This window comes from Vibrio sinaloensis DSM 21326 (genome assembly GCF_000189275.1).
Lineage (GTDB): Bacteria > Pseudomonadota > Gammaproteobacteria > Enterobacterales > Vibrionaceae > Vibrio > Vibrio sinaloensis.
Window position 1 is genome coordinate 1 of the sequence record NZ_AEVT01000059.1, and the last position, 11350, is coordinate 11350.

The window sequence follows — 11350 nt, forward strand, 5'->3', positions numbered from 1 at the left end:
TTCATTTCATACTGCTTAGAACTTAAAGCGAGTAGTGAACATCAATTGATCGCCGTATGTGTCGTTGATACGTGCTTCACCACCGATTGAAAATAGTTCTGTCGAGTGGAAGCGGGCGTATGCAGAGCCGATCCAATCTTCTTCGCTGTCGATAGAGGTGTAACCTACTTTACCACCCACTTCTAGTTGTGGACCCAGCCATTGACGAACCCCTAGATTCAACTCAAGACCAGTATCAGTACCGCTGGTGTCATCGTTGTCCACCATGCGGAACAGCATTTCGCCAGTAAAGTCAGCCCAGTTGTTGATTGGCGCATGGAAGCCGAAGCCCGCACCCGCATCGAAATCACCTTCAAACTCTGAGTCTACGCGGCCGATAACGTGCGCGTTAGGGTGAACCGTTTTACTCATTGCAGCACCAAAAGTGACTGGGCTTGCGCCAATTCGAGCTTCAACGTAGTCGTAGCTAAAGTTACTCATTACTGTTGGGCTATTTGGATCAACTTGTGCAAAAGTTTGACCCGATGCTAGCACTAATGCTGCAGCTAAGATTGTTTTACGCATAAGGACGATAAACCTATATCTTGTTAATTTCCTTGGTCTTAAGCGACGACTCGCCTTGACGATAAATCGACATCATAATGCATCCCAGCGGTAGTCACTATAAAAATGTCATTGTTTTGTCGTGTTTGACTTAAACTAGCAAACAATATGCCAAATATGATTGATTATTCGCCGTAGTTGAGACGATTTTTCGCCATCGCCGCAAAGACTTTTTCGGTGTCAAGCACGGCAGCCCATGGCATTAATTCAGGCTCGTTATCAATCATGAACTGCGTGAGTTGATCCTTAATGATTTGACGTAACTCATCGCCGCGCCAAGGTTTTGCGATGTAGAAGTGCAAACTCGAGTTGTTAATCGCTTCAACGGTGTCTTCTAGGCCTGCTTGCCCTGTTAGAAGCAGTTTCCGAGTGGCTTGGGTGTCAGCTTGCTGGTTGAGCTCGATCAGAAAGCTGATGCCTGTTTCGTCTGGCATGATGTGATCGCAAAGAATCAACGCCAATTTAACGTCATCTTGATGGGCTTCGCCTATGATCTGTTTTGCTTCTTGGACAGACTCTGCCGCCTCTAATAAGAAATGCTCCTCAAAGCAATCCAAATCTTGCACCACGCTATCAAGAACTTCACGTTCATCATCGACACATAAGATAAGGTATTTACTCATTTTTGGGCTCCTAATATGAAATTAGACTTGGCTCAACGGTAGCCAAACTGACATTCGAGTGAAGTGGTGGGTCTCGGACTCAACGCTGATAAAGCCACCGTGTTGACGAACAATTTGTTGGCAGACAGAGAGACCAATTCCAAGGCCAAAGTTGCCTTCTTTTTTGGTTGTAAAGTTAAGTTCAAAGATTTGTTGTTGCAGCTCTATCGGTATTCCGTGGCCATTGTCTTCAAAGCTGACAACAAACCAATCTCTGCCATCTTGCGTGCGCGTGTTGGTTGCGATGACCAGCTTGCCTTTCTGAGGCATTGCATCAATCGCGTTCGAGATGAGATTTGTCCAAACTTGTTGCAACGCAATGGGTAAGCAGTTTACGGAAGTTGTCGCGCCGTATTGCTTTTCAACTCGGTGCATTTTCAACTTGTTTTCAAAGATGACTAGGGTGTCTTCAAGCCCCTCATGAATGTCCGCAAGGTGGAAGGTCTCTTCATCTGAGCGAGCGTACCCTTTTAGGCTTTTTACCATATCTGCAATTCTTAAAGCGCAGACGTTAATAGAGCGTAATGTTGAGCCTGCAAGATGGTAGTTTTCGAGTTGTTCTAGCTCGTCGAGCAGAGCGCTCTCTTGTTGCTTAGCGCGAGTGAGCCAATGTTTATCATGATTCAGGTTGAGCTTGACCAGTTTTTTCGCTATCCGTCTATTGGCGATGTCTTTACTGAGTACTTTGACTTGCTCTCGTTCATCTGCGGTAGAGCGGGGTTTAGACTGTAATGCTTGGGTCAAGATCTGTAGGCTGTGTTGCTCATTTGGGCTGGCGGAAGAGTGGACTAAGGTTTGAATCTTGTCGGTTAATGTTTCGGTACCGCGAAGTATTGCTGCAATCGGGTTGTTCAGCTCGTGGGCGACCCCGGCAACCAATTGACCCAGCATCGCCATCTTTTCGCGCTCGATCAGCTGTTTCTGCGCCGACTCTAAAGACTCGAGGGTTTTTTGCAGCTCCAATTTAGTGGTAATACTGCGTTGCAAACGACGGTTAAAGTGGCGTAAAAGTAGGTTAGTAAAAAGTGGCAGCAATTCGGTGTTAGAGTGCATCACTTCAGCAAAAACTTCTCGCTCAAGCTTAATCACTTCGGTAGGCTTGAGTGTAATTGCGGTAGAGAATGAGGGTTCTCCAGTTACAAAAGACATGCCGCCGACGATGTTCCCTTGAGTATGACGCACAACCTCACGTTGCATGCCAATATCATCTTTCTTGTATAACGCGACTTCACCCTTGGTGATAAACCACAGGAATCGATTTTCCTCCCCTTCTTGAGTCAAGAGATGATCGGTAGAGTAGCTACGGCATGCTTTAGTTTCATCTTTCTCGGCAAAAAAATTAAGCAGCGCATTCGTGACCTGTTCTGCCAGCTCGGCGTCTGACAAGCGATGATGTTCGCTGATGAATCCTTCTCGATAACTGCGCATCTTGTTGTCTATATGAGCGCGAAGTAGACGTTGGTGATCTAGGATCAGGCTGTAGCTTAGCAGGTTATCCGGGTCGTTTTCTAAGATGTAGGTGGTGAGCTCTTTCTGAACCGTTTTACTTACTAAGTTATCTTGTAGTGGTTTGGTTAAGCAGTGATCTAGCCGGCCGTCGTTGACCGCCGATAGAATTGCCTGAATATCTTGACCGCAGCTGACCAGTATCTTTCTTGCTTGTTGCGTATGGGCCATTTTATCTAGCTGGATAAGAAAATCGGCACCATTAAAGTTGTCATGGTGACTGGCTATGACCAAAGCGACGGACTGATTGTTGTCGAAGCAGTAATCGAGTGCTGCGTTGGCATCTTGAAGAGTATCGGCGGTATGTAGGTCAAAACGAGCAGCAAACGGACTCAACTCCCTTCGAAGTTGCTCAACACTGACCGGATTATTGTCTAAACATAAAACAGCAAACTGATTCACAAATCCCCACGATAATAAACCCACACCTTTGTTACTGTAACAGGCTATATAGAAGGTTAATGGGAGCTAGGTTTAAGAATCTTCGGCGATTTTTTAAGAAAGCCAATACTCTGATTTATCTCAATGTTTTTTGGTGTACACTGAATGAAACCCATTACAAAGAAGATAACATGCAACAGCTTAAAAAATATGGCGCAATTGGCGGCGCGATCTCACTTGCACTATGTTGGCCGCTCGCCGTTGGGCAAATTGGCCAAAACGTTATTGAAGATGGCATTACACATTTAAATAGCTCGTCGATGACCGCAGAGTTGGTCAGTTATGATCGCGGCTATCTCTCTTCAGACGTACAGACGCGTTATGTTGTCACTGATCCGCAATTGATTGAGCAGTTGGCCTTAGATGGGTTGCCGAGTGAGTTTATCGTCAATAGCCATGTATCTCATGGTTTATTGAGCTTATCGGCGCATTCTGTTTTACAAGATATGGACGAGCTGCCAGTGACACTGGATACGGTCACTCAGCTTAATGGCAACACGGATTTCACTTTGGCATTAGACACTTGGCACCAAGCAACGGAAGGCAGTGATGGAGCGATGGTTTCTGTGACACCTTCAACGCTGAAAGGTCACGCTACTGTGTTGGGTGAGATTAACTACGACCTTAATATTCCTTCAGTTGAAGTCGATTTTAATAGTGGTGAGAAACTGCTGATCTCTAACGTGAAAGGGAATGGCCAAGGTCGAAAACAAAATGGTTTTTGGTTGGGCGAGCAAGCGATCGTGATTGGCGATATGTCAGTTGAGGATGCCAATCAAACTGACTTGTTTGCGATGAAGAATGCTAAGTATGACTTTGCCTCTTCAATCGAAGAAAGCTCGCAACGCGTGAGCAGCCAGCACAAAGTTGGTGTGGAAGACTTAGTCACGGCTGAAGGAGTGATTGATAAGTTGTCACTCGACTTAGAGCTGGGTGATCTCGATAGCAATGCGTTCGAGAAGCTAATTGAACTGTACCAGAGTAACCCTATGCTCACCGCCGAAGATATTCAAACTGCGATTCCATACGTGGAAACCTTGTTCTCTAAAGGCTTTTATTTATCCATGAACAAGATGGCGCTAACGTTAGGTGAAAAGGGTGAGTTTGAGAGCCAATGGAAAATTACCGTTCCGCAAGGCACTGATAATGTGGGTCAAAACCCTGCGATCATCTTGCCTTCATTAACCGGTAACTTAGATACTTTCATTTCTAACGACTTGGTTGAGCAATATCCATTTATCAAGCAAGGTGTCGATGAAGCCATAGTGATGGAATTTGTTAAGCAAACCGACGCAGGTTATGAGATTCAAGCCGAGCTTAAAGATGGGAATTTGATTTTCTCTAGCGGTCAGGAAATCCCACTTATGGCGCTACTTATGCCGGCAATGATGCAGCCTTAAGTCGAGATTTTTTAGTGCTTACATTGAAAAGAGGTCTTAAGACCTCTTTTCTTGCTTTTTATCACAAGAAAAAACATGTTATTAATCCTAGTAATCCCAATTAATGCATGAGCAAGGAAAGTCAGAATGGACAACGTATTTAACTTTAGTGCTGGCCCAGCAGGTTTGCCTAAAGCGGTTATGGAACAAGCGCAAGCAGAGTTTATCAACTGGAATGAACTAGGTACTTCAGTGATGGAAATTAGCCACCGAAGTAAAGAGTTTATCAAAGTTGCTGAAGATTCTGAGCAAGACCTGCGTGATCTGCTAAATATTCCCGATAACTACAAAGTTCTATTCTGCCAAGGTGGTGCTCGTGCGCAATTCGCTGCTGTGCCGTTAAACCTACTCGGGCAAGCGAAAAAAGCCACCTATATTGATGCGGGTTACTGGGCTGAAAGCGCTATTCAAGAAGCGCAAAAATACTGTCAGGTAGACGTGTTCGAAGCCAAAGTCGAGAAAGAAGGCAAGTTAGCGGTTGCAGATACCAAAGAGTGGCGTATCGACCCAGAAGCCGCGTATGTGCATTTTTGTCCGAATGAAACCATTGATGGTATTGAAATCAGCGGTCTGCCTGTGACTGACAAACCCATCGTGGCAGACATGTCATCAAATATCCTGTCTCGCGAAATTGACGTATCAAAGTACGGTGTGATTTACGCAGGTGCGCAAAAGAACATTGGTCCTGCAGGTATTTGTATTGCGATTGTCCGCGATGATTTACTCGAACTTGCTCATGATCTGCTACCAAGCTTCATCAGCTACAAAACCTTGGCAGAGAAAGACTCGATGTTCAACACTCCGCCTACATTTGCATGGTACCTTTCTGGTCTGGTTTTCAAATGGCTGAAAGCAGAAGGTGGCGTTGCGGCAATGGAAAAAGTGAACAAAGAGAAAGCTGAGTTGTTGTACCGTGCAATTGATGGCTCTGACTTCTACAAGAACAATGTTCATCCTGACAACCGTTCGCGTATGAACGTGCCATTCCAGCTTGCTAAACCAGAGTTGGATGCGGTATTCCTTGAGCAAGCGAAAGAGCGTGGATTAGTTTCGCTGAAAGGTCACCGTGCGGTTGGCGGTATGCGCGCTTCTATCTATAACGCAATGCCACTGGCTGGAGTACAGGCGCTGGTTGACTTTATGCAGGAGTTTGAAGCGAAAAACGCTTAGTTCCAGTTTTAACAATAAAGTATCAAGGCTTAGTCTATGTTGGCTAAGCCTTTTTTGTATTCGCGATATCACTAATTTAGTCAATATGAACTACGCTATTTACTATGTTGTAATTCGAATGGGCTGCTTTTGTGAACACGCACCGAAACCTGATGGCACTCTGCGCTGCGGTATTAGGTATCCAAATTCTATTACTCGGATTTACGCTTCCGATGTTCGTCAGTACCGGACTTATTTGCGGATTAGTTTGGCTGGCATTGCAATCTGATGAAAGAAAATCTCTCTCATCCCTTCAACGTGTTTGTTCCTCTTTAACTGATGGCATCCTGCCTCGTCTAAGCCAGCAGATAAAAAATTCCGCCGATTACTCGACCCAAAACATCAATCAACTCACAGTCGGGTTACAAAAACTCCATTCTAGCCGCAATGTGCTCGACAAAATTCCGGCTAAAGCCCCACAAGATATTAAAACTGCGCTGCAAGATATGAGGGTGACTCACAATGAGATGCTGATTTTGTTGCAGTATGGTGATCGACTAAAGCAGCAACAGCAAGGGCTAGTAGAGAGCATAGAATTGCTGTCACGAGCATTAAAGCGGGCTGAGTTCCATCATTGGGATGAGAAACAACTGCTTTCTTCGATTGAGGAGATCGAGCAGAAAACAAAATTAGCAACTAATCAAAAAGCCACAGAGCAAGGTTCAGTGACTTTTTTTCAGGGAGAAGAGGATGCAAAAGACAATCCTAGTCGTTGATGATTCAGAGTCGCTAAGGCAAGTCGTCAGCATTGCGTTGAGTGGAGAAGGTTACCATGTTTTGCAAGCTAAAGATGGACTCGATGGCCTATCGATGCTCGATGGACGTAAGGTTCATCTCATCATTAGTGATGTAAACATGCCCAATATGAATGGCATTGACTTTGTAAAGCAGCTTAAAGCGCTACCGAAATACAAGTTCACTCCGGTCATAATGTTAACCACTGAAAATCAGCAATATTTGATGGAGGAGAGTCGTAAAGCGGGCGCAAAAGCCTGGATGGTTAAACCGTTTAAACCTGATGAAATGCTTCAAGCCGTGAGCAAAATTCTCTCCTAGGAGCAACGCGATGGTGAGACAAAACTACGTTCTGCCGCAAGAGCTAACGATCTACGAAGTGGACGAGACCTTCCAAGAGTTGTCCTCGTTACTTGATGATGGGGTTGTGCTAACGCTTGATGGTTCACACATCGAAGAGATAGATACCGCGGGTTTGCAACTGATCCTATGGTGCTTACAGTATGACGCCGCAGAGCCTGTAACGGTTATCCAGAGCAGTGAAAAAGTGGTTGCTCTTGCTGAGCTGTTCAACGTTACCTTGGAGACCGCGAATGGCTGATTTTGAGAAAGCGGTGGCGACGTTTTTCAACGAGTCTAGCGAGCTGGTGGAAGAAGTCGAACTGGTTCTGCTTGATAAACACATGATGCAAAATCAGTTTTCTGAGTGGATCGAGATCTTATTTCGAGCCGTTCACACCATTAAGGGAAGTGCGGGTTTGTTTGGCTTTGATTCAATCGTTGATCTTAGCCATTGCATTGAATCTATTCTCGACAAATTGCGTCAACACAAACTGACGTGTGATGAAGAGTTGGTTGAGTTGTTGCTTGAGAGTAACGACGTATTACGTCAGCAAATTGAAGCCATGAACGTGCAGCAAGCTGCGCCTTACACCCAGCCAATCATGGCAAGGCTGAGCCCTTTTATTGATGATGAAATCGAGCCAAAGGCGCGGCCCGAGGTCGAAAATAATCCCTTTGCTAGCCCGATTGATGAGGGGGTTTGGCACATCTCATTTCGTCCCCATCGCCACGTATTTCAGGATGGGCTTGATCCTGCTTCTTTTATTCATTTTCTTGCCGGCAAAGGTGAGCTTGAAGACGTTCGTGTTGTCACAGAACAACTAGAGGTAGTCAGCAAAGAAGGTCGCTTCTCTCCAGAGGATTGCTACTTGGGGTTTGAAATTCGTTTTCGAGGCGCTTTGTCGAGAGAGCAAATCCTCGATGCTTTCGAGTTTATCTTAAACGACGCTGACATTGTGCTCATCCCTCCGGAAAGCCAAGTCGAACGCTACATTGAACTGATCGACAGATTACCTGAAGAGAATCAGAAGATAGGGCAGATCTTAGTCGACATTGGTGCCATCAGTGAACGTGAGTTACAAGCTGGGTTGAATGCGCAGCAGCAGTTACTAAAAAACCAACAACATGCCCCGCTACTGGGGCAGGTATTGACCGAAACGCAACAACTGCCTAGTGAAGTGATCAATGCGGCGGTGAGTAAGCAGCAGCCTAAACTTCGAGCGGCTAAAACGTTACGTGTTGAGGCGGACAAGCTGGATCAGCTTATTGATTTAGTTGGTGAAATGGTGATTACCGGTGCGCGGACAAATTTATTGGCGCACGAAACGGGTGATGAGTCACTGATTGAAGCCATGGCGCAGCTCGAACGTTTGGTAGAGAGCATCCGAGATAGCTCACTGCAGTTGCGCATGGTGCAAATCGGCGACACGTTTAATAAGTTCAAACGTATCGTTCGTGATACCGCCAGTGCGCTGAACAAGCAAGTTGATTTGGTGGTCAGTGGCGCGGAAACCGAACTTGATAAAACCTTCGTTGAAAAGCTCAGCGACCCCTTAACTCACTTAGTCCGCAATGCCATAGACCACGGCATTGAAGAGACCTCGGAACGGATTGCATTAGGCAAGCAATCGACCGGAATAGTGAGACTCAACGCTTACCATGACTCCGGATCGATTGTGATTGAAGTGATCGATGACGGACAAGGCATCGATGAGGAAAAAATTCTCAAAATTGGTCGAGAGAAGGGCCTGGTTCACAATGGCGATAAGCTGACGAAACGCGAGATTTGGCAGCTAATCTTTGAGCCGGGTTTCTCAACCAATGATGAGGTGACGGACTTGTCGGGGCGAGGTGTCGGTATGGACGTGGTGAAACGCAATATTGAGTTATTGCGCGGTAGCATTGAACTCGACAGCCAGCCGGGTGTGGGTAGCCGCTTCGTGATTCGTTTGCCGTTGACCTTGTCTATCGTTGACGGGTTTATGTTCAAAGTTGCCGGTGGCGATTATGTGATTCCGCTAGATAACGTTGTTGAGTGCTTGGAACTCAATGAGGTGATGGACAAGCAGCAAGCTGGGCACAAAAAGTTCGTTAACTTGCGCGATGAGGTGCTGCCTTTTCTACGCTTGTCTGAGTGGTTTGGCGTCCCCGCGCACAGCAGTTTTGAACAGGAAGCCTTGGTGGTGGTACAGCTTGGTTCATTTCGTGCCGGCCTGGTGGTCGATAGCTTAAGTGGTGAGTTTCAAACTGTGGTGAAATCACTGGGACCACTTTATGAAGGATTGAGAGGGGTGAGTGGGGCAACCATTCTTGGCAGCGGGGAAGTCGCCATCATCCTAGATATTTTCGCCTTAATTCAAACTGCGCTCAGTCAAAATGAGCGGGTCAATGTCGGGCGTTTTAGTCACTAGCGGTCTAGTTAGGGAGAACATCATGATTGGTAAATTATCGATCAAGAACAAGATCATTGTCGCTATGTGCACCATGGGCATTTTGTTGTTTGTTATTGCGGTTTCGGTTCAGGTACAGAATCGGACCATAGAAGATTATGCGATTGGTGTGCGCAGTGAAGAAATTCCTAAGGTGATTCTATCGCTGAGCATGCTTGATGAACTTGGGGACATGAACTCAAACGTATTGGAGTTCATTACTGGTGAGTCCGAAGAGAAGGAAGATTTTCTCGACAACTATACTGAGTTCGTCACCTTTTTTGAGCAGCTAAAGCAACTTGGTACCTTGGACCCGGTAGTGGTTAGACAAATCGATGATCTGTCGACACGCTACTACGAAGATATGCAAAACCTAGTTTTCAAGAAGTTTGACCCCACACTAGAGACGCAAGCAATTGAAAAGTATAAATATCTCTTAGAAGAGTTCGCCGATCCTTTACAAGCATTGCTCAATACCCTTAAAGAAGAAGAAGTGGCTGACGCTGGGCGAGGAGATTTCGAAGAAGTGGTCAATGATGATTTGCCGGGTGTCCGCTATTATCTTGAGCTTATCGATGAAGAAGGTGACATGATGTCGGCACTTAACGATTATTTTCGTGGAGAGATTGGTGCCAAAACAGCTTTTGAAAAAGAGGCGCGTAACTTTGCTGAGTATCTCGAACAAATCAAACCATTAGAACGCAAACCTGAAGAGATTAAGAGTTTGGGTCGCGTCGAAAGTATGTATCTAGAGATCTACAATGGCGGTAAAGATATTTTTGAGCTCTACAACCCGCGCGATAAACTGGAAGCTGCAAAACATATTGACGCCCTAGAGCATGAGGTATTTAGCAAGCTGGAAAAGATTCTTGATGAGATCAGTTTCCAAGCGAGCAATCAAAGTAACAAGTCGTTAGAGATGTTGGTGGACTCGGCAAGAGACAGTATCACTCTCGTATGGGGCTTACTGGGTGCGGCTATTTTACTGGCCTTGATAACCGCGATGTTCCTGATTAAAGGGATTGTTATGCCGATCAAAGCACTCTCTGAGGCGGCGGAAGATTTGCGCTCAGGGGAGGGGGACCTCACTCGTCGAATTCCTGATTTTGGTAGTGATGAAATTGGCGAAACAGCCAGTAGCTTCAACGGATTTTTGGACAAGTTGCAAAACATCCTACTCGACATTCAAAGCTCGGTTGAGGCCATTGCCCACAGTACCAATGAAGTGTCGACCACCTCTCAAATGTTGAGTACAACATCCAGCCAGTTAGCGTCGAGTGTCGAAGAGACCAGCGCATCACTTGATCAAATGAGCTCATCGATTTCCATGAACACGGAAAACTCCAAAGTGACCAACGGGATCGCCACTCAATCAAGTTCGGAAGCAAATGAGGGGGGTAAAGCGGTTAATGACACCGTAGATGCGATGACAGCAATCGCAGAGAAGATCGGGATTATCGAAGACATCGCGTATAAGACCAACCTACTCGCGCTCAATGCAGCCATCGAGGCGGCTCGGGCGGGTGAACACGGTAAAGGGTTTGCGGTTGTGGCTGATGAAGTTCGTAAGCTGGCAGAACGCAGTCAAATTGCTGCGCAAGAGATCAGCTCGCTGGCTGATAACAGCGTAAAAGTGGCGCAACATGCTGGGGGAATGTTGAACCGCATGGTGCCAAATATTCAACAAACGGCCGATTTGGTGCAAGAGATCACCGCCGCGTCCACCGAGCAGAGTACCAGCGTGGCAGAAATCAATCGTACCGTTTCGCAGTTAGACGAGATTGCTCAGCAAAACGCCTCTGCTTCTGAAGAGCTCGCCTCAACTGCCATTATGGTTCAAGAGCAGACCAATGAAATTCGCAGTACGGTTGGCTTTTTCAAACTGGGCCACGATGCGGCTCAATCACGCAGAAGAGCGCGAATCTCACGGACTGGGAAAACCGCGGAGTCTGAGTCAGGTTATGTCCCATTTGATGATTAGGTA

The 11350-nt window shown here is 46.1% G+C and carries 10 protein-coding genes; 7 read left to right on the forward strand and 3 right to left on the reverse strand.

All coding sequences use genetic code 11. The features are described from left to right. Positions 1-15: 15 nt before the first annotated feature. The 3 genes from RH45_RS09890 to RH45_RS09900 all read right to left on the reverse strand — a co-directional run bounded on the left by RH45_RS09890 (position 16) and on the right by RH45_RS09900 (position 3173). Complete coding sequence (locus tag RH45_RS09890) at positions 16-564, reverse strand: hypothetical protein (protein ID WP_008076655.1); 549 nt, start codon at positions 562-564, stop codon at positions 16-18. A 164-nt stretch (positions 565-728) separates the two neighbouring features. Further along, the gene (locus RH45_RS09895) at positions 729-1226 is read right to left on the reverse strand and encodes a response regulator (RefSeq protein WP_008076657.1); all 498 of its coding nucleotides are present in this window, start codon (positions 1224-1226) and stop codon (positions 729-731) included. A 21-nt stretch (positions 1227-1247) separates the two neighbouring features. After that, positions 1248-3173 carry an ATP-binding protein gene (locus RH45_RS09900; RefSeq protein ID WP_008076659.1) on the reverse strand — a complete coding sequence of 642 codons (1926 nt, stop codon included), beginning with the start codon at positions 3171-3173 and terminating at the stop codon, positions 1248-1250. Between the two features lie 170 nt (positions 3174-3343). Here RH45_RS09900 and RH45_RS09905 point away from each other — a divergent pair, with 170 nt between their 5' ends. From RH45_RS09905 to RH45_RS09935, 7 genes are all read left to right on the forward strand, one after another. Then, positions 3344-4612, forward strand: a complete 1269-nt coding sequence (locus RH45_RS09905; protein WP_008076660.1) for a DUF945 family protein — start codon at positions 3344-3346, stop codon at positions 4610-4612. Between the two features lie 126 nt (positions 4613-4738). Next, entirely contained in the window at positions 4739-5821 is a 1083-nt protein-coding gene (gene serC / locus RH45_RS09910; RefSeq protein WP_008076661.1) for a 3-phosphoserine/phosphohydroxythreonine transaminase, read from the forward strand. Positions 5822-5952: 131 nt separating this feature from the next. After that, positions 5953-6576 carry a hypothetical protein gene (locus RH45_RS09915; protein ID WP_138956417.1) on the forward strand — a complete coding sequence of 208 codons (624 nt, stop codon included), beginning with the start codon at positions 5953-5955 and terminating at the stop codon, positions 6574-6576. Beyond that, complete coding sequence (locus RH45_RS09920) at positions 6551-6916, forward strand: response regulator (protein ID WP_008076663.1); 366 nt, start codon at positions 6551-6553, stop codon at positions 6914-6916. The genes RH45_RS09915 and RH45_RS09920 overlap by 26 nt, the downstream gene beginning before the upstream one ends. Before the next feature lie 10 nt (positions 6917-6926). Next, the gene (locus RH45_RS09925; RefSeq protein ID WP_008076664.1) at positions 6927-7196 is read left to right on the forward strand and encodes an STAS domain-containing protein; all 270 of its coding nucleotides are present in this window, start codon (positions 6927-6929) and stop codon (positions 7194-7196) included. After that, positions 7189-9348, forward strand: coding sequence for a chemotaxis protein CheA (locus RH45_RS09930; RefSeq protein WP_008076665.1), 2160 nt, complete (start codon positions 7189-7191; stop codon positions 9346-9348). Before RH45_RS09925 ends, RH45_RS09930 begins: the two co-directional genes overlap by 8 nt. 22 nt (positions 9349-9370) lie before the next feature. Next, positions 9371-11347, forward strand: a complete 1977-nt coding sequence (locus RH45_RS09935; RefSeq protein WP_008076671.1) for a methyl-accepting chemotaxis protein — start codon at positions 9371-9373, stop codon at positions 11345-11347. Positions 11348-11350 lie beyond the last annotated feature (3 nt).

Bases quoted from the DNA above. Each gene is read 5' to 3' on its own strand.
- RH45_RS09890 (WP_008076655.1), bottom strand. From the start codon at position 564: ATGCGTAAAACAATCTTAGCTGCAGCATTAGTGCTAGCATCGGGTCAA.
- RH45_RS09895 (WP_008076657.1), bottom strand. From the start codon at position 1,226: ATGAGTAAATACCTTATCTTATGTGTCGATGATGAACGTGAAGTTCTT.
- RH45_RS09905 (WP_008076660.1), top strand. From the start codon at position 3,344: ATGCAACAGCTTAAAAAATATGGCGCAATTGGCGGCGCGATCTCACTT.
- serC (WP_008076661.1), top strand. From the start codon at position 4,739: ATGGACAACGTATTTAACTTTAGTGCTGGCCCAGCAGGTTTGCCTAAA.
- RH45_RS09920 (WP_008076663.1), top strand. From the start codon at position 6,551: ATGCAAAAGACAATCCTAGTCGTTGATGATTCAGAGTCGCTAAGGCAA.
- RH45_RS09925 (WP_008076664.1), top strand. From the start codon at position 6,927: ATGGTGAGACAAAACTACGTTCTGCCGCAAGAGCTAACGATCTACGAA.
- RH45_RS09930 (WP_008076665.1), top strand. From the start codon at position 7,189: ATGGCTGATTTTGAGAAAGCGGTGGCGACGTTTTTCAACGAGTCTAGC.
- RH45_RS09935 (WP_008076671.1), top strand. From the start codon at position 9,371: ATGATTGGTAAATTATCGATCAAGAACAAGATCATTGTCGCTATGTGC.